This is a genomic window from Sediminibacterium sp. FW305-C-269 (genome assembly GCF_058231045.1).
Genome location: NZ_JBIQXQ010000002.1, coordinates 453,272 through 471,328, shown reverse-complemented (window position 1 = coordinate 471,328; position 18,057 = coordinate 453,272). Strand labels below are relative to the sequence as shown.

At 47.1% G+C, this 18,057-nt stretch carries 17 protein-coding genes; 5 read left to right on the top strand and 12 right to left on the bottom strand.

Annotated features, from left to right (window positions below):
• Positions 1-2 precede the first annotated feature (2 nt).
• Positions 3-1,286, bottom strand: coding sequence for a glucose-1-phosphate adenylyltransferase (locus ACH3Y6_RS07380; protein ID WP_490834953.1), 1,284 nt, complete (start codon positions 1,284-1,286; stop codon positions 3-5).
• 64 nt (positions 1,287-1,350) lie between these two features.
• Positions 1,351-2,766 (bottom strand): glycogen synthase, encoded by a 1,416-nt coding sequence (locus tag ACH3Y6_RS07375; RefSeq protein WP_490834952.1) that lies wholly within the window; start codon positions 2,764-2,766, stop codon positions 1,351-1,353.
• A 124-nt stretch (positions 2,767-2,890) separates the two neighbouring features.
• On the opposite strand from ACH3Y6_RS07375, the gene ACH3Y6_RS07370 reads away from it, so the two are divergent.
• Positions 2,891-4,492 (top strand): MFS transporter, encoded by a 1,602-nt coding sequence (locus ACH3Y6_RS07370; RefSeq protein ID WP_490834951.1) that lies wholly within the window; start codon positions 2,891-2,893, stop codon positions 4,490-4,492.
• Between the two features lie 47 nt (positions 4,493-4,539).
• Entirely contained in the window at positions 4,540-5,517 is a 978-nt protein-coding gene (locus tag ACH3Y6_RS07365; RefSeq protein WP_490834950.1) for an ROK family protein, read from the top strand.
• A gap of 169 nt (positions 5,518-5,686) precedes the next feature.
• On the opposite strand, the gene ACH3Y6_RS07360 is transcribed toward ACH3Y6_RS07365, so the two are convergent.
• From ACH3Y6_RS07360 to ACH3Y6_RS07350, 3 genes are read right to left on the bottom strand one after another with little or no spacing between them, the layout of a single operon-like run.
• Entirely contained in the window at positions 5,687-6,637 is a 951-nt protein-coding gene (locus tag ACH3Y6_RS07360; protein WP_490834949.1) for a phosphodiester glycosidase family protein, read from the bottom strand.
• 48 nt (positions 6,638-6,685) lie between these two features.
• Positions 6,686-7,621: a lipoyl synthase gene (lipA, locus tag ACH3Y6_RS07355; protein WP_490834948.1), complete on the bottom strand. Its 936-nt coding sequence runs from the start codon at positions 7,619-7,621 to the stop codon at positions 6,686-6,688.
• Positions 7,622-7,678: 57 nt separating this feature from the next.
• Positions 7,679-8,503, bottom strand: a complete 825-nt coding sequence (locus ACH3Y6_RS07350) for a hypothetical protein (protein WP_490834947.1) — start codon at positions 8,501-8,503, stop codon at positions 7,679-7,681.
• A gap of 44 nt (positions 8,504-8,547) precedes the next feature.
• On the opposite strand from ACH3Y6_RS07350, the gene ACH3Y6_RS07345 reads away from it, so the two are divergent.
• Positions 8,548-8,952 carry an OsmC family protein gene (locus ACH3Y6_RS07345; RefSeq protein WP_490834946.1) on the top strand — a complete coding sequence of 135 codons (405 nt, stop codon included), beginning with the start codon at positions 8,548-8,550 and terminating at the stop codon, positions 8,950-8,952.
• A 101-nt stretch (positions 8,953-9,053) separates the two neighbouring features.
• On the opposite strand, the gene ACH3Y6_RS07340 is transcribed toward ACH3Y6_RS07345, so the two are convergent.
• From ACH3Y6_RS07340 to ACH3Y6_RS07310, 7 genes are all read right to left on the bottom strand, one after another.
• On the bottom strand, positions 9,054-10,331 hold the full coding sequence (locus tag ACH3Y6_RS07340) for a DUF2851 family protein (RefSeq protein WP_490834945.1): 1,278 nt from the start codon (positions 10,329-10,331) through the stop codon (positions 9,054-9,056).
• A gap of 72 nt (positions 10,332-10,403) precedes the next feature.
• Positions 10,404-10,991, bottom strand: coding sequence for a Maf family protein (locus tag ACH3Y6_RS07335; protein ID WP_490834944.1), 588 nt, complete (start codon positions 10,989-10,991; stop codon positions 10,404-10,406).
• A gap of 15 nt (positions 10,992-11,006) precedes the next feature.
• On the bottom strand, positions 11,007-11,951 hold the full coding sequence (locus ACH3Y6_RS07330; RefSeq protein WP_490834943.1) for a geranylgeranylglycerol-phosphate geranylgeranyltransferase: 945 nt from the start codon (positions 11,949-11,951) through the stop codon (positions 11,007-11,009).
• 46 nt (positions 11,952-11,997) lie between these two features.
• The gene (locus ACH3Y6_RS07325) at positions 11,998-12,513 is read right to left on the bottom strand and encodes a KdsC family phosphatase (protein ID WP_490834942.1); all 516 of its coding nucleotides are present in this window, start codon (positions 12,511-12,513) and stop codon (positions 11,998-12,000) included.
• Between the two features lie 90 nt (positions 12,514-12,603).
• Complete coding sequence (gene iscX, locus ACH3Y6_RS07320; protein WP_490834941.1) at positions 12,604-12,843, bottom strand: Fe-S cluster assembly protein IscX; 240 nt, start codon at positions 12,841-12,843, stop codon at positions 12,604-12,606.
• 50 nt (positions 12,844-12,893) lie between these two features.
• Positions 12,894-13,229, bottom strand: a complete 336-nt coding sequence (locus ACH3Y6_RS07315; RefSeq protein ID WP_490834940.1) for a 2Fe-2S iron-sulfur cluster-binding protein — start codon at positions 13,227-13,229, stop codon at positions 12,894-12,896.
• A 336-nt stretch (positions 13,230-13,565) separates the two neighbouring features.
• On the bottom strand, positions 13,566-14,330 hold the full coding sequence (locus ACH3Y6_RS07310; protein WP_490834939.1) for a Rossmann-like and DUF2520 domain-containing protein: 765 nt from the start codon (positions 14,328-14,330) through the stop codon (positions 13,566-13,568).
• A gap of 12 nt (positions 14,331-14,342) precedes the next feature.
• Here ACH3Y6_RS07310 and ACH3Y6_RS07305 point away from each other — a divergent pair, with 12 nt between their 5' ends.
• On the top strand, positions 14,343-15,215 hold the full coding sequence (locus tag ACH3Y6_RS07305) for an alpha/beta hydrolase (RefSeq protein ID WP_490834938.1): 873 nt from the start codon (positions 14,343-14,345) through the stop codon (positions 15,213-15,215).
• 143 nt (positions 15,216-15,358) lie between these two features.
• The gene (gene topA, locus ACH3Y6_RS07300) at positions 15,359-17,962 is read left to right on the top strand and encodes a type I DNA topoisomerase (protein ID WP_490834937.1); all 2,604 of its coding nucleotides are present in this window, start codon (positions 15,359-15,361) and stop codon (positions 17,960-17,962) included.
• The last annotated feature ends 95 nt before the right edge of the window (positions 17,963-18,057 follow it).

Sequence of the window (18,057 nt, the reverse complement as noted above, 5' to 3'; positions counted from 1 at the left end):
TCTTATATCACAAAACCATCAGGTAAAATCGCCTGTTTTTTTACTACCACAATACCATCCTTCACAGTGTACAAGGCGTGGTCTGTATTGGGCAGATGTTTGCCGCCATTGATGCGCACATCATTACCGATGCGGCAGTTTTTATCGATCAAGGCATCTTTGATATAACAACGTTCGCCGATACCAATCAGGGGTAAGCCTTTCTGGCGGTTGATCTCCATCTGTTCGATGGTTTCATAATAATCATTACCCATAATATAGGTATTGACCACAGTAGTGCCATGGCCAATTCTGGCGCGGATACCCACCACACTTTGCTCCAGGCGACTGGCCAGGATAATGGAGCCTTCTGCAATAATAGTTTTCTCCAGCGTAGTACCACTGATCTTGGCAGGCGGCAGCATACGTGCACGGGTATACACCGTTTTGGTGTTGTCGAATAAGTTGAAAGGCGGTATCTCCTGCGTCAACGCAAGGTTAGCCTCGTAGAAGGAATAGATGTTTCCGATATCGGTCCAATAACCATCGTACTGGTAACCGACTACTTTGTGGTTCTCGATGGATTGCGGTATGATCTCTTTACCAAAATCAGTGGCCTGTGGGTATTTATCATTCAGCAGGTCGTACAATACCTGTTTGCTGAAGATATAGATACCCATGGAAGCCTGGTAATGTTTGCCCTGCCGCTGCATTTCAGCACCGGTATCGCTTACCCATTCAGGCAACAGGTCTTTTTTAGGCTTTTCGATGAAAGAAGTGATATAGCTATGCTCATCTGTTTTGAGGATACCGAATTCAGGAGCATCCCGCTCATCAACAGGAATAGTGGCGATAGAAATATCAGCACCTTTTTCTTTATGTGCAGCCAGCATATCGCTGAAATCCATCTGGTATAGCTGGTCGCCGCTCAGGATCAGGATATAATCAAAATCGAGGTTAGAGATATGGCGTAGCGATTGGCGCACTGCATCGGCGGTTCCCTGGAACCAGCCTGCATTGTCCGGTGTCTGTTCCGCAGCCAGGATATCAACAAAACCGGTACTGAAAGCACTAAAGTGGTAGGTATTCTTGATGTGTTTGTTCAGCGAGGCAGAATTGAACTGCGTTAACACAAACATGCGATTGATATTGCTGTTGATGCAGTTACTGATCGGGATATCCACCAATCGGTATTTACCTGCAATGGGTACCGCAGGTTTGGAACGACTGGCAGTTAACGGATACAAGCGGCTCCCGGCTCCCCCACCAAGAATGACAGCCAGTACTGATTTTGAAATCGTCTTCATATACGCAGTTTATATTTTTTGGCGCTTACCTCTGTTGATGACAAGCGCTATGAATTTACTAAATCTATCGTAATTTTTTGTACACATCTGTATACTGGTCCACCGTACTTTCCCAGCTGTGATCGATCTGCATCATGTGTTTACGCATCTTTTCCATCTGTGCCTTATCCTTGTAAACCGAAACCGCACGGCCGATAGAATAATCCACATCGCCTACCGTTGCATTGTTAAAGCGGATCCCGAAGCCATCGGGGTCGCCCATATCCACCACCGTATCCTGCAAACCACCCGTACTGCGCACCATGGGTACGGTGCCGTAACGCATGGCATACATCTGGTTCAGTCCGCAAGGCTCTACCCTGCTCGGCATCAGCAGAAAATCGGCGCCGGCATACATCTTATGACTCAGAGTCTCATCATACCCGATCACCGCATTGAATACCCCTTTATGGGGCAGCACCATCTGCTGAAATTCCCACTCGATATGTGTTTCACCACTACCCAATACCAGAAAACTGGCGTTGCCCCCGGTATGGTACATCGCCGATTTGATGGCATCCGGCAGAATTTCGGCAGCTTTCTCTCCCACCAGGCGGCCAATGAATACAAACAAAGGTTTTTCAGGGTCAAGACCGAACTGTTTGCACAATGTCTCTTTATTCTTCTGCTTGCCTTTGGTAACCGTTTTTACACTGAAGTGCTCTGTCAGGTACTGATCGGTTTCAGGGTTCCATACCTCATTATCAATTCCGTTCAGGATACCGAGACACTTGCCTCTTTCGTATTCAAATAGTTTTTCCAGACCGTTGGAGTTATAGCGTAACTCTTCCATGTAACTGTTACTAACAGTTGTTATTTTATCAGCACATTTCACAGCGGATGCAAGGGGATTGATCGAGTCTGCCCAATCCAGCATACCGCGTTTCCAGAGATCCCAGCGGGGAATGTATCGGCTCTTATCCCAACCCATCCAACCCTGGTATTGAGCATTGTGAATGGTGAATACCGTTGGCACATTTGCTAACGATTGGTAGTCATAACAGTACTTCATCATGAAAGGGATCAATCCTGTATGATGGTCGTGACAATGCACCACATCAGGCTTGTGTTCCCAGCTGCTCATCCAGTTCACCACGGCTATCTGGAAGGCAGTAAAGCGCTCTGCGTCGTCTTCGTAGCCATAGATCTTCTGCCTGTCAAGCAGCCCGTTGATATCTACCAGGAAGAGATCGAAACCCAGTTTATTAGTGGGTTCTTTAATGATCGTATAGTCGAAGAACCAGTTGCCCAGGTTGGAAGATCCTTTAAAATCAACGGTCCACTCATTCTCATACAGGAATTTTGTGCGGTACATGGGCATGACCACTTTGGCTATATGCCCCGCTTTACACTGATATTTGGGCAATGCTCCCACAACATCTCCCAGTCCTCCTGCCTTGGCCACAGGATAACATTCTGCACTGACATGTATGATCTCCATCAAATTCTTTTTAGCAAGTTTTTCTGAAGTTAGCAACTAAACGGTTACCTGCAATAATGTTTGTAAATTTTTTCGCCCGCTTATTGTCGTTTATTTTACCTTCACCAATAAACCATTTCTTGTCATGACCCAACCCAAACAGCCCACCAATACCGGTGCATTGGCCACCCTGGTGATCGTATTTTTTTTCTGGGGATTCATTGCTGCCTCGAACAGCATCTTTATCCCGTTCTGTAAAACGCATTTTAACCTGAACCAGTTTGAATCGCAGTTGATCGGTTCGGCCTTCTATGGTGCCTACTTCATCGGATCCCTGATATTATTTATCTGTTCCAATGTACTGGGTTATGATATCCTGAATAAAATTGGTTACAAACGCGGCATTATCTATGGTCTGCTGATCTCAGTGGTTGGCGCCTTGCTGATCATTCCTTCAGCCAATGCCAACTCCTTTCCAGCTATCCTTGCTTCCTTCTTTGTAGTGGCACTGGGATTCTCCCTGCAGCAAACAGCAGCACAGCCTTTTGCCATCATACTCGGCGACCCTTCTACCGGTTCGCACCGGTTAAACCTTGGTGGCAGCGTGAATTCGCTGGGTACCACCCTCGGTCCATTGATCGTAAGTTTCTTCCTGTTCGGAACCGCCGATAGTAAAAATGCGGTGGTTACGGTCACCAACATCAACGTATTATATATGATTGTAGCGGCCGTATTTGCGGCAGTTGCCATCTTCTTTGCACTATCGAAACTGCCAGACGGCAAGAACGATGAGAAATTTGAAAAGGCCAATAAGGCTTCCGGTTCCCTGTTGATCATGACCCTGCTGATCGGTGCTGTGATCGTGGTTGGGCAACTGACTGAAGTACCCAAAATTACCTTACTGATCATCACACTGGTATCGGTGGTAGGCGTTCTTTTCTACTCCAACAGCCAGGCTACCAAGAACAGCGAAGGCTGGGGTGCCATGAAATACCAGCAACTGATCTATGGTATGATCGGCATTTTTGTATATGTGGGTGTGGAAGTTACCATCGACAATAATTTCGGCGCACTACTGAAAACACCGGGATACCTTAGCGATCTGGGACTGGACGAAAGCCAGATCTCCAAATATGTTTCATTGTACTGGGGCAGTTTGATGATCGGCCGCTGGACCGGTGCCATCAGTGTATTCAATCTTAGCGGAGCTATGAGAAAGATCATGACCATTATAGTTCCTTTCATTGCTTTCTGTATTGTGCTGGGTGTAAGTAAAATCTATGGAAACGATATTTCTGACCTGTTCGGTTATGCCGTATTTATTGCCATCGCCATCGCTGCATTCTTCTACGGACAGGAGAAACCGGTAAAAACATTGGTAACCGTTGCCTCCCTGGCCTGCATTGCCATGTTAGTGGGTGTATTCACCAGCGGTATCATTTCGGTGTACGCATTCATGGCAGGTGGTTTATTCTGCTCTGTTATGTGGCCCTGCATTTTTGCACTGGGTGTAGGCGGCTTAGGAAAATATACCAGCCAGGGTTCTGCCTTCCTGATCATGATGATCCTGGGTGGAGCCATCATACCTCCTATGCAGGGTGCATTGGGCGATATCACTACCATGCACAGCTCTTACTTACTGGCAGCAGGATGTTTTGCCTTCCTGGTATTCCTGGCACTGAAATTAAAGCGTGTATTACATGCGCAGGGCCTCGACTTTGACGAGCAGATCAGTGGCGGACACTAAAAAACAATACCTTTGGACAGATGCCAGAGCAACAAAACGATATGATTATGTCTAGAACAAACCCCAGTTTAGAACAACTTGCCATCGGCGTGGATATTGGTGGAACAGGTACCAAATTTGGTATTGTAGACCGGTTGGGCAATCTGCTGTACTCAAGCGAAATGTCGACCCGCAAACACAACGAAGTAGAGAATTTTATAGCTGATCTGCATGCCAACCTGGTTCCGATGATTGAGCAGGCGGGCGGTATTGGCCGTATTAAGGGTATTGGTCTGGGAGCGCCTAACGGGAATTATTATACCGGAACGGTAGAATATGCACCAAACCTTCCCTGGAAAGGTATCCTGCCTTTCTCCAAAATGATCGAAGATAAATTCAAGTTGCCCGTAGTACTCACCAACGATGCCAATGCCGCAGCATTGGGAGAGATGATGTACGGTGCTGCGCAGGGCATGAATGATTTTATTATGATTACCCTTGGCACCGGTGTAGGAAGCGGTATTGTGGCCAATGGCAAACTGATCTACGGACACGATGGTTTTGCAGGTGAGCTTGGACATACCATCATCATCCCCGATGGCCGTATGCATGAAGGAACCGGCAAAAGAGGCTCGCTGGAAAGTTATGCATCGGCTACAGGCGTACGATTGACCGCACTGGAGTTACTGACCAACAGCAATACTCCGAGTGTACTAAGGAACCTGTCACAGGACCAGATCGATTCCAAAGCAGTATACGATGCAGCCATAGAGGGTGATGAACTGGCAAAAGAGATCTTTGAATACACAGGTAAGATACTGGGTATGGCGTTAGCCAATTTTGTGATGTTCTCCAGTCCGGAAGCCATCATCTTATTCGGCGGACTCACCAAATCAGGTGAACTGATCTTAAAACCAACCCGTGAACACATGGAAGCAAACCTGATACAGGTATTCCAGAACAAAGTAAAGATACTGGTCAGCCACCTGAAAGCTTCAGATGCGGCCATACTGGGTGCTTCGGCATTGGTGTGGGATCTGAAATAATGAGTGAATGAGTGAATGATAGAATGAATGAGGTAATGTAGCTTTATTCATTCTATTTTTCTTTGTACTTGGCAGGTAGATAAATGGGAGACTGTAAAGAGCTTTTAAAAACGCTCGCCGCCATACTGAAACTCTTGAAAAATATTTCTAATCCTAATATTGCTGATTTCTAATTCTTAATTAAAAAAACTGCCGGTACCGGTCTCTGTCCCTCTTTATCGCTGGGAGTGATGGTTTGTTTTCCGTTCAGCAGTAAACAACTGCTTCCCCCGCCATCCAAATTCAGGGCTTCTATACAGCCGATCTCTTTCAGCATGTTGGCTTCCTGGACTAAGCTTGCCCCTTCTGCCTTTCCAGGTGAGCGGCCCTCGATGACCAGCATGATCAATTTACCATCAGCCGTATATCCCATTGCCGTACGGGGATGTTTGTCATGGATGGCTTTACCGCCAAACTTAAGTTCTTCATTATTGGTTATCTGAACCTGACCATTCTGAACCAGAACAGGTCCACCGCCTACGGCAGTCTGCATTTTCCATTTACGGAAACTGCCCTTACGCAACATTTGTTTGGCAGGGAGTTGCTGTATGGAATCTTTCCAGTTACTGATCACCTGCTGACTGGCATATGCATATTTTGCAGACGAATCGGTGTACAACCAGGCAATATCGGCTTCCCTGTTTTTGCTGATGCCAATGGCGCTTCCGAAACTGTGGCGGTAGGTTAAAGTATCTTTCCCTTTACCCGCCATACTATGCACCTGGTAAGCCAACATTTTGCCATCCCTAATCACCACATTCAGGTTACTGTTGTGAACGAATTCAAAAAAAGTGGTATTCATCACCAGCAGGGGCTGGTTCTCCTGAGCATAGTATTGCGAGGGGGTGAGCCGTTTGCCATTACCTACCTGGGTGCTGAACTGCAGAGACCTGTCAGTAAGGTCCGCACTCACATAATACGCGATATTGGGTTTGCCTTCAGTGGCATCGGTGGTCTTATACACATGCACCCCATCAGGTAAAGGTTGATACAATGAATCTACCTTCTTCCAGCTCCATTGTGCCTGAAGTGTAACAGAACAAAGCAGTAACAGCGCAATAACCAGGACATTTCTTTTCATGGTGCAATGATAAAAACAACGCCCGACATGGCCGGGCGTTCTGTATGATCAAATCGTTTTCAATTGTTGTTCTTCCTGCCATTTGGCCCTGCCATAACCAGGGATCACATGTTTTTCGCTGTGATAGGATGAACGGACCAAGGGGCCGCTCTCTACATAATCAAAGCCAAGTTCATACCCAATGGCACGTAGTTCGGCGAATTCATCAGGATGGACAAAACGTTGTACCGGCAGATGTTTTTTGGTGGGTTGCAGGTATTGTCCGAGTGTCAATACATCCGTACCAACCGATACCAGGTCTTTCATGCTTTGTATCACTTCCTCCTTGGTTTCGCCCAAGCCCAGCATAATGCCGGTTTTGGTGCGCATGCCGCCTTTCTTTAGCAGGTTCAGCACTTCCAGGCTCCGGCGATATTTGGCCTGTATACGAACCTGTCGGGTCATACGTTCTACGGTTTCCATATTATGACTTACTACGTTGGGTGCCGCATGAATGATACGTTGCACCTGATCGGCCTTGCCCTGGAAATCGGGGATCAGCGTTTCAAGTGTAGTTCCGGGGTTTAAGCCCTTTACGGCTTCAATGGTATTGTACCAGATAATGGAGCCGCCGTCTTTCAATTCATCCCGGTCCACGCTGGTGATCACCGCATGTTTTACTTTCATCAGGTGAATGGCTTCTGCCACACGCTGGGGTTCATCCCAATCAACGGGCTCGGGTCTGCCGGTGGCTACCGCGCAAAAACCGCAACTGCGCGTGCATACATTACCGAGGATCATGAAGGTAGCGGTACCTTCTCCCCAGCACTCGCCCATATTAGGGCAATTACCGCTTTCGCAGATGGTATGTAGTTGATGGGTATCCACCAGGCCACGGACATGCTTATAGCTTTCGCCGATAGGCAGTTTTACACGAAGCCAGTTGGGCTTTTTCAGGGCGGGTTCTGTAGCATTGATCTTGGCTACCACAGGTAATTCTTGCATCGGCACAGATTCGGTTAAGAGGTAGAGGTCCGGAGGCCGGACTTCTGCAAAAATAGCTTACTTTCTCTTACCAAAAACAAGGGAGATATAGGCGTTGAAAAAGAACTTATGTTCCTTGTTCAACAGCATAATGGGCATGGCTTTAGAATAATATTCCGCATTGACCCCTACTTCCATGGCGGAAAGCACTTCGTTATACCGGCCATAATCAAACCGAAGAGCTGCACGGGCATGGGCGCCCGGAACAAATGTGATCTCGTTGAAACCCTTGCCAAAATTTCCTTTTCCAATGATGATACTGGGGTCCAGGAAGAGATTTTCATTATCAGGACTGTATTTGATCTGCTCCCGGGTATTGGTAGAAGGGTTCTGGATCTCGATATAATATGGTTTCAGCAAACCGGCTGATAAGCCACCGCCATATATAGCAGAAACGGCCACTCCGTTTTTATTACCTTTCCCACCGATCAGCAATTGCTGGCCCAGACCTCCTTTCAGGTAGTAAAAATTATTCCGTTTACCGTAAATATAACTGGAGATGACCAGGAAACCTTGTGAAGCACTGAGAGTAGGTACTTTTTCTTCTTTCTTGTCTTTCCGCTCGCCAAACTCAAGCCACCACAGGTTGGTTTTGTTGATGGTCTTGTATTTGCCATGTTCATAAAACATGCTCCAGGCATCTGTATTGAACTTAAAACCAAATGCACCCTGTTTTTGATAGATCAGGGCCCCCTCTTCTTCCTGTTTGATCAGTTGATTGATCTTTTCCCTGCGCTCTGCTTTTTTCAGCTGCCTGGCATCTGCACCGGTGGATAGTACTTTCTGCTGTGCAGAAACCACCAGCGTACCCAGCATACCTACGATTAAAAATAGCTTCTTCACTTCCATTTGATTTGTTACTTGTAAATTTATGGCAAAATGATTCAATGACTTCACAAATTATTTATAAAGGTGAGCTCCGAACAGCCGCTACTCACCTGCAAAGCGGCTCTGTGATCGAAACCGATGCTCCTACAGATAACCAGGGTAAGGGTGAACTGTTTTCTCCCACTGACCTGGTAGCTACCGCGCTGGGTGCCTGCATGGTGACTACCATGGGTATCAAGGCCCGCACTATGGATATAGTACTGGACGGAACCCGTTTGGATGTTACCAAAGTAATGGCCAGTGATCCGCGTCGCATCAGCAAGATCATAGTGCATATGTTCTTCCCGTCCACACTGAATCTCGACGACAAACAAAAAGAGATCCTGGAAAGAACCGCCCGCACCTGCCCGGTGGAAAGAACCCTGCATCCCGATGTTGAACTGGACATGCAGTTCAATTGGTGAGTCGTGAATCGGCAGTCGTGAGTAATCAGTAGTGAAAATTCAAAAGTGGCTAACACTACCTACTCATTACTCACGACTGCCGATTCCCGACCGACGCTCTCTCAAAAGACGTCATTTTTCAGTATTCTGTTGCCTACGGCACAATCGAGACAACGCCTGTGGATGCAATAATGATTTGTTAATTCTATCAACGCCTGTGAATCAACAGCGGAATGTTGGGCGATACCCAGCCTTTGCCATTGCCGCGAGATCTGGTTCTGCTCGGCAGCTATTTCATACATCCACCGGATAGCCCTTTCCTGATAGGCTTCTTCTTTGCTGTACAGACCATAGGCAAATAACAGGGGCAATACAGTATTGATGAAAATATTCTCCGCCATCTGCTTACCCAGATGTTTGTGCTGGTAACCAGCGGTTTCATCAAACCGGTAATGATCGTGCCAGTAATCGTTTGCCGTTACCATAAAATGGTCCATCAAAGTATACAAATCCACGGTTTCTTTAATCGTAGAGAACAGGTAAGGCAGCCGGTGTATCAACATGGCCAGTTGTGCCAGCCGGATGGTTGGAAAAGAAGCAGGCCGCATCCGTAAAAAAGCAGGCGATTTGAGTATGTTTTCCAAATGGTATTTCTTTTTCAGGAACCGATATTCCCTTTGCAGCAGAATCGCATAATCATCTTCATACTTGCCGCCTAACAGGTTGGCCTGGCCCAATAACAGAGCTTCCAGTTGTTGTACCTGGTTCTTGTGCCGGGCAAGTAACTGTACCGGTATGGTTTTGGCCACCATTTCAAACAAGGGCCCATTTACTTTGGATCCGAAGTTGGCTGCCAGCATACGCCAGCACACTTCCTCCCAATGATTGGAGCTAGCTGCCACCATGGTGAGGACCTGTTTTGCCCTCCGCTCCAACCGCTCTGCTGCCAGACGTTCTTTCCAGGCATACCAGCCCAACTGATCCAGCACCGGCAAAAAAGGTTGACAGGGAATCATCACCATGGTTTCCATCATCTGCCTGTACCGTTCAAGGAAAAGTTTAGGGACCAGCGGCTGTAACACCAATGTGGCCACACGGTTACCTCCGTTATCATACAAGGGAAAGTCATCTTCCCAAACCACATGCAGAATGATATTTCCGTAATTGCGATCTGCCCCATGCCTGTGTTTATGCCAGTCTGAAGACCGGATATGTATTTCCACATTACCCACCCACCGGGTATTGCCTATCCGGATATCCGCTTCTGAAAAATCGGGCCCCTGATGCTGGTTCCGGATGCCTGGTTTACCCACCAGGAGTACCTCACCGGCCGTGGTCAGTAAAAACTGCTTCTGGAAATATTGGAACTGCCAGATGAACTGAAGTAATCTTTCATTCATAGCTAACCGCTTTTGTTGCGGCCAACCGAAAAATTACAAAGGATACCAACGGTATAAATACCTGATTTTTGCTTAAGAATTTATCGTATCTAAGGCTTTCACCACCCGACTGACAGGCAGCCCCATTACGTTGTAGAAATCGCCGTTGATGGACTCGATACCCACCACTCCGATCCATTCCTGGATGGCATAGGCGCCGGCTTTGTCGTAGGGTTCATATTTGTCTACATAAAAGCAGATCTGCTCTTCCGTTAACACATGAAAGCTCACTTCAGTGCAATCCGCAAAAGCAATCTCTCCTGTTTTGTGCAGTAATACAACACCTGTAATAACCTGGTGTTTCTGGCCCGACAGAGAACGAAGTATGTTAATGGCATCTTCCCTGTTCACGGGTTTGCCAATCACTTGATTGTCCAGTACCACGATCGTATCCGCCGCAAGAATGGTTTTACCTATATATTCATGATGATAGGCTTCTTTTACATGTGCCTGTACCGACAGGGCTTTATTACGGGCGATATGAATAGCAGTGTCTGTGAGACTCAACCCTTCAGGATAAGATTCATCCGTAACCTGAACTATCACTTCAAAAGGAATCTCAGCCCATTCCAATAACATTTTACGTCGTGGTGATTGAGATGCTAGTATGATATGCTGCATAAATAAAGAATTGAATTAATGCACCAGGTAGATCCTGAAAAAGAACATAGAAACAATACCGGTAAACATCACCAGTTTGACCACCGTGCTGAGTTGATGAAAATCTTCTGCCGAATGGGCCCTGTACAATTGGCGCAGCACCCATAACAAGGGAAGAATGATGAATAACAGGCAATACAGGGCACTATGCCACCAGCCAAAGGGAATTACATATACCTGCAGAATACCGAGTACGGCCACCAGCACAATTACCCATACCGCCACAAATACCTTACTGGCATTCAGGCCCCATACGATGGGCATGGTGCGACATCCATATTTTCTGTCGCCTTCCCTGTCTTCCATATCCTTGACCACTTCGCGGATCAATGAGATCACGAATGCAAAAGAGGCATACAGGATGGCATAGCGGAAAAACCTGACTTCATTTTTATCTGCCAGTAAAAGGGAATGAATGGAGAGCGGGTATTTGGAAAAAAAGATCACCAGGATCACCCAGGCCGTCAATACAGAGATCAGCACATTACCGATCAGCAATTGTTTTTTGAGGTTGGTTGAATAGAACCACAATAAAATGATGCTTGCCAGGTTGGCAAGTACCAGGTGCCAGTAATCCTGCATGGGTAATGCAGAGAACGTAAAGAATAATCCCAGTAAACTCAGGAACATATGCCAAAAGATCACCCATCTGCGACTGATGATCGTGTTCACCACCACTTTATCAGGTTTATTTACCTGGTCTATGTTCAGGTCAAAATAATCGTTGATGATATAACCGGCCGCTGCAATCAGCACAGATGCCAGCATCAGAAGAATGAAGCGGGAGGTTTCCGTGCCAACTGTATTCACTGGCGGATAAATACTACGGTAGATACAAAACTCGAACAGCACCTGCGTAAGTGCAATAAAGACCAGGTTGGGCCAGCGTATCAGTCTGAAAAATGCCGCGAGTACTTTCAAGTTCTGAATTTATACATACAAGATCCTGCCCTAAACAGCAGTATGGTTATTGTGCACGCACCGTAGTGTCTTCGCCCCAGTCGTGGCGCAGTTTCATCACTTTCTCTATCACATCCCTTACGCAACCCGCACCGCCGGAGAAAGGAGAAATATACACCGAAATCGTTTTAATTTCCCGTACAGCATCTGAAGGACAGCAGGGTAATCCAGCCAGTTGCATCACCTGCCAATCGGGGATATCATCTCCCATATACAGCACAGATTCTTTGGGTATCCCGTTATCCTGCAGGTATTGTGACAGTATTGCTGTTTTATCCGTTACCTGCATCCACACATCTGTAACACCCAGCTTGCGCAAACGCTCTTTTACTTCGGGCGAGTTTCCGCCGGAGATTACCAGTACCCGGTAGCCTCTTTTCACAGCCAGCTGCAACGCATACCCGTCTTTGATGTTCATGGTCCGGGCCATTACACCATCAGGTAATACCAGCAGGTTACCATCCGTAAGCACGCCATCTACATCAAAGACCAATGTGGTGATATGTTTGAATTTGTCGAGCAATGGATGGGGATTACCTGTTTATGGGTTGATTCGTTTATGGGATTATCGGCAGGTTAACAGTTGGTATGTGCCCTCACAAAAGTATGGTGATTATTTCTGGTTATCCCTCCACTCATATACCCAGGCACTCTGGATCATTTCCAGGTGTCCTTCGGTACTCTGTTCCCGGGTACCTGCAAAGTTGGGGATTTCCAGTATCCACTCCAGCAGTTCCGTAAAACGGATGCGGTAGATCCTGCCTTCGTTAAACTCATCGCCAAAACGTTCGTATAATTTCATGGCAATGTCTTCGTGATCGTTCCAGTGAATCGGCGGTTCAAAATGGCTCATCTCTTGTTCGGGATTTGTGGTTTGTATTTGGGAAGCTGCATTAGGCAAAGTTATTCACCTAAGAATTGGGTCTGATCGGGAAGGGTGATCTCCACTTCCCCTGAACCGGCCTGCAAGATACACTGGCAGCCCAGGCGGGAATTGATGCGGGGGTTAACGGCCCGGTCAATAAAATCTTCCTCCTTATCACCCAGCTCTTCCAGGTGGTCCATGCCTTTGTCAACATAAAGATGACAGGTACTGCAGGCACAAACTGCTCCGCAGTTATGGTGAAGTTCGATATTATTGTCCAAACAAACTTCCAGCAGGCTTTGATCGTCTGCAATATTGGTCAGGGTCACAGGTTCGAGCCCTTTTTGCTCAAATTTGATCTTGATCGTGTACATAGGTTGACAAAAGTATCTTAGAATACTTATTTAACCATTCGAGTTACGGAAAAGTTTGCGATGGCTGAAACAAAAGAAAATACAGGCCAAAAAGAGCGTGGCGATAACATATTTTAATTTTAAACTATATTTAAAGTTTATATTATTCTTTCTTCTGCCCCCGGAAAATGACCTTTGGCAGAATATAGTGCTTCGTTCGAAGAATCTGTTAGGGGGATACCCCTTGATCTAGGCAATTTTACATTGCTCACCATACAAAAAGAGATATTAAAAAGTTTTTCGGATAAAGCAGGTTGAATAGTTCGGTGCCGGTTTCTACCGGCACTTCTTTTTGTATTAACCCCTGAAACGTTTCCGGATACTTTCACTCATCATTTCATAGATCTGTTTCGCCTGGGGATAAGGCCCCAGCAGTTCCAGGTGTTTTGCCTCCGTTTGACGATCACCCCTAAAAGCCGGTCCTGCCTGTACAGAAGCCGGATGCTGCTGCTGCAGGTTCTGCACGGTTGCTTCAATGATGGGATAGAACAAACGGAAATCGATCTGCTCTGCCTCGCAGAAATCTGCCGCCAGGTGGTACAGATGATTGCTGAAATTAGAAGTAAATGCCGCCACCAGGTGCATTTTTGCCCGCAGTGCGTCATCAGCCCTAACGATATCCGCCTCAAAAACCTGTGCCAGCGTGTCAATCTCTCTTATCGCTTCTTCCGTATTGCCATCGGTGACGATCGTAACCGGTGCCAGGGTGTGCATGGACTTCCGAATCATTTTCATCGGCCACAATACCCCGTAACGGGAACTGGCTTTGGCCAACACCTGCTTGTCAACCGAGCCTGCCGTATGCACCAATAACTGGTCACCCAATGACAATTGAGCTGCGATTTCCGCCACAGCCCCATCTGATACGGCCAGCAGGTAGGTTCCCGCATGCACCTGCATCGCTGAAAGATCATTCACAACTGTTGCCTGTAACTGTTCGGCCAATGCATGGGTGGCAACCGGGTTCCTCCCAACAACCTGGCGGATGGTATGCCCTTTCCTGAAAAGTATGGTACCGATAACTGTGGCAACATTGCCAGAACCTATGATGGTAACCTGCATATCTTTGATCTTATGAAGATGAAATTAGCACAAAGACTGTTGCTGGGATATTATAAAACAAAGTTGAAGGCCATTGGCCTGGTTTCTCCCCAAAAAGCCGCAGAAATGGCTTATCGCATCTTCTGTACCCCATATGCCGGAAAAACGCCCAGGAAGATACCCCCGGTGTTCCATAAGGCCGAAAAGATCCATTTACAGTTGGATGGACTTACGATCAGGGGATTCCGCTGGGTACCGGAACATCCAAATGGAAAAAAGATACTGATCGCCCACGGGTTCAGCAGTAATGCTTACAAGTTTGAGAAATATGTTCAGCCCCTGAAAAAAGAAGGTTTTGAAGTGCTGGTGTTTGATGCACCCGCCCACGGCCAAAGCGAGGGTAAACTCATCAATGCTTATATATATAAGCAAGCCCTGTTGCAGGCAGAAGCAGCTTTTGGCCCAATCTATGGGTTCATGGGACACTCGCTGGGCGGACTGGCTGCCTCATTGGCATTTGAGGCATTACCGGATAACCAGAACCGTAAGCTGGTATTGGTGGCTCCCGCTACGGAAACCACCCGTGCCATTGACAATTTCTTCCGGATGATACCGGTTACCCCAAATGTGAAACAGGCATTCACCGGTTTGATCAATGAACTCACCGAACACCCTGTAAGTTATTATTCTGTTAGCAGAGTGGTCAAATCCCTGCAATCACCTGTATTATGGATACATGACCGGCAAGACAGCATCTGCCCTTTTGAGGATGTAAAACCTTTACTGACAAAGGATTTGCCGCATGTCCGCTTCCTGGTAACCGAAGGATTGGGGCATAGCCAGGTGTATAAGGACAACCAAATCTGTAGCGGTATTGTGCGTTTTTTTGCGGGTAACATTTCCTGATATTTTTTGTGATTTAATGGTTTCACCTAATATTGCAGGGCCAGATACCTGCTTTTCTCCCCCCAACGGGGAGAATTTTTTAGGAGGTCTGATATTTCGCAAAACCATATAAAAGAACCGTCAGAGGCGGATGAGAAGGCTGTATGGCAAAGAACTTATTGATCGTTGAGTCGCCGGCAAAGGCCAAAACCATAGAGAAGATCCTCGGCAAAGATTTCGAGGTGAAAAGCTGTTATGGTCATATTCGAGACCTGGAAAAGGATGACATGGGCATTGACGTAAACAATCATTACCAACCCAGGTACAAGGTACCCGACGACAAGGAGCGTGTGGTAAAAGAACTGCGCCAGCTTGCCAAAAAATCTGAGGAAGTATGGCTGGCATCGGATGAGGACCGTGAAGGGGAAAGCATCAGCTGGCACCTGGCGGAGGTATTGGGCCTGGATCCCAAAACCACCAAGAGAATTGTTTTTCATGAGATCACGGCTCCCGCAATCCGCAAAGCGGTAGATAATCCGCGCCGCATCAATATGGACCTGGTAAATGCCCAGCAGGCACGCCGGGTTTTGGACAGGCTGGTGGGCTTTGAACTGAGTCCCGTACTCTGGCGCAAGATCGGCATGCAGCGCAGCCTTAGCGCCGGACGCGTGCAGAGTGTAGCGGTACGCCTGATCGTAGAGAGAGAAAGAGAGATCAATCAGTTCATTCCTGAAAGCAGCTATAAAGTAGAAGCGTATTTCACCGCACCGGATATCAACGGAAAAACCGTTACATTTAAAGCGGAAGGTCCCAATAAAATGCAGACCGAGAAAGATGCCAAAGCATTTCTCGAAACCTGTAAGGACGCCCGATATTCCATAACAGACATCCAGGTAAAACCTGCCAAACGTACGCCTGCCGCACCTTTCACCACTTCTACCCTGCAGCAGGAAGCATCGCGTAAAATGGGTTACAGCGTAAGTAAGACCATGTTGCTGGCTCAAAAACTGTACGAGAGCGGTAAGATCACCTATATGCGTACCGACAGCATCAACCTGAGCGATACCGCACTGGAAGATATCCGCAATCAGGTCACCAAAGCTTACGGCAGCGAATACCACCAGCCACGAAAGTTCAAGAACAAGAACGAAAGTGCGCAGGAAGCCCACGAAGCCATCAGGCCCACTTACATGAGTAATACCACTGTGGATGATGAAGATACACGCCGCTTATACGAACTGATCTGGAAACGTACCATTGCTTCACAGATGAGCGATGCCGAGTTTGAGAAGACCACCGCTAAGATCAATGTCAGCAGCAACCAGGAAACCCTGACCGCCAATGGCGAAGTGATGAAATTCGACGGTTTCCTGAAAGTGTACCTGGAAGGAAAGGACGAAGAGGATGAAGAGAATACCGATGGTATGCTACCTCCATTGACCGTGGGTCAGCAGCTGGATTTTGCACGCATGACGGCTACGGAAAAGTTCACCCGCCCGGCAGCCCGTTATACGGAAGCTTCACTGGTGAAAAAACTGGAAGAGTTGGGAATTGGCCGGCCTTCCACTTATGCACCTACCATCTCCACCATTATGAAACGTAACTATGTGGAGAAACGCGATAAGGAAGGCGTAAAAAGAGCAATGGCTTTGCTGACACTAACCAGGAATAACCAGGTAGAAAAAGAGATCCTGCAGGAAAATACCGGGGCGGAAAAAAACAAACTGTTCCCTACCGACCTGGGTGCTGTAGTAACCGACTTCCTGAAACAATACTTTACCAAAGTGATGGATTTCGGTTTTACCGCCAAGATAGAAGAAGAATTTGACCTCATCGCCGAAGGAAAGATCGCCTGGAGCAATATGATCGACGGGTTCTATAAACCCTTCCATGAAACCATTGAACATACCCTCGAAAATGCAGAACGTGCCAAAGGCGAAAGAGAACTGGGTATCGATCCGGAATCGGGTAAAAGGGTGATCGCTAGAATGGGACGGTATGGTCCCATGGTGCAGATCGGCGATACTTCCAACGAAGAGGAAAAACCCCGTTTCGCCAAACTGAAGCAGGACCAGAGTATTGAGACCATTACCCTGGAAGAAGCCATGCACCTGTTCTCATTACCACGTACCCTCGGTGAATACCAAGGGCAGGAACTATCCGTGAACGTGGGACGTTTTGGTCCGTACATCAAACTGGGAGATCAGTTCATCTCCATCCCCAAGGGGGAGGACCTGCATACCATCGAGCTCGACAGGGCCATACAGCTGATCAACGAAAAACAGCTGGCCGACGCCCCTATCGCCTATTATAATGAGTTACCGGTAACCAAGGGCAAAGGACGCTTCGGTCCCTTTATCAAGTGGAACGATATGTACATCAATATCCCGCGGGCTTACAATTTTGATGCACTCAGCCAAAGCGATATCAATGAACTCATCGGGAAAAAGATTGATAAGGAAGCCAACCGCTTCATCAAACAATGGCCCGAAGCAAAGATCTCCATCGAGAATGGCCGCTGGGGTCCATTCATCCGCTTTAATAAAAAGATGCTGAAACTGGGTCGCAAAGCAGACTCTGACAAATACACCGCTGAAGACCTGGCCGGAATTGAGCTGGAAGAAGTGAAGAAGATGATCGAAGCCCAGGTACCCAACGCTTTTGCCAAAAAGAGCGCTGCAAAAAAAACAGCCACCAAAACGGCCACGAAGACCGTAAAGAAAGCCGCTAAGAAAGCGGCCCCAAAAAAAGCAGCGAAGAAAAAGTAAAAATTAAAAAGTCAAAAGTCAAAATCATTATAGATAAAGAGCCCGATAGCTAGCTATCGGGCTCTTTATCTATAAACCTCTTTTATTTTTGACTT

Bases quoted from the DNA above. Each gene is read 5' to 3' on its own strand.
- ACH3Y6_RS07380 (WP_490834953.1), bottom strand. From the start codon at position 1,286: ATGAAGACGATTTCAAAATCAGTACTGGCTGTCATTCTTGGTGGGGGA.
- ACH3Y6_RS07375 (WP_490834952.1), bottom strand. From the start codon at position 2,766: ATGGAGATCATACATGTCAGTGCAGAATGTTATCCTGTGGCCAAGGCA.
- ACH3Y6_RS07370 (WP_490834951.1), top strand. From the start codon at position 2,891: ATGACCCAACCCAAACAGCCCACCAATACCGGTGCATTGGCCACCCTG.
- ACH3Y6_RS07365 (WP_490834950.1), top strand. From the start codon at position 4,540: ATGTCTAGAACAAACCCCAGTTTAGAACAACTTGCCATCGGCGTGGAT.
- ACH3Y6_RS07360 (WP_490834949.1), bottom strand. From the start codon at position 6,637: ATGAAAAGAAATGTCCTGGTTATTGCGCTGTTACTGCTTTGTTCTGTT.
- lipA (WP_490834948.1), bottom strand. From the start codon at position 7,621: ATGCAAGAATTACCTGTGGTAGCCAAGATCAATGCTACAGAACCCGCC.
- ACH3Y6_RS07345 (WP_490834946.1), top strand. From the start codon at position 8,548: ATGACTTCACAAATTATTTATAAAGGTGAGCTCCGAACAGCCGCTACT.
- ACH3Y6_RS07340 (WP_490834945.1), bottom strand. From the start codon at position 10,331: ATGAATGAAAGATTACTTCAGTTCATCTGGCAGTTCCAATATTTCCAG.
- ACH3Y6_RS07335 (WP_490834944.1), bottom strand. From the start codon at position 10,991: ATGCAGCATATCATACTAGCATCTCAATCACCACGACGTAAAATGTTA.
- iscX (WP_490834941.1), bottom strand. From the start codon at position 12,843: ATGAGCCATTTTGAACCGCCGATTCACTGGAACGATCACGAAGACATT.
- ACH3Y6_RS07315 (WP_490834940.1), bottom strand. From the start codon at position 13,229: ATGTACACGATCAAGATCAAATTTGAGCAAAAAGGGCTCGAACCTGTG.
- ACH3Y6_RS07310 (WP_490834939.1), bottom strand. From the start codon at position 14,330: ATGCAGGTTACCATCATAGGTTCTGGCAATGTTGCCACAGTTATCGGT.
- ACH3Y6_RS07305 (WP_490834938.1), top strand. From the start codon at position 14,343: ATGAAGATGAAATTAGCACAAAGACTGTTGCTGGGATATTATAAAACA.
- topA (WP_490834937.1), top strand. From the start codon at position 15,359: ATGGCAAAGAACTTATTGATCGTTGAGTCGCCGGCAAAGGCCAAAACC.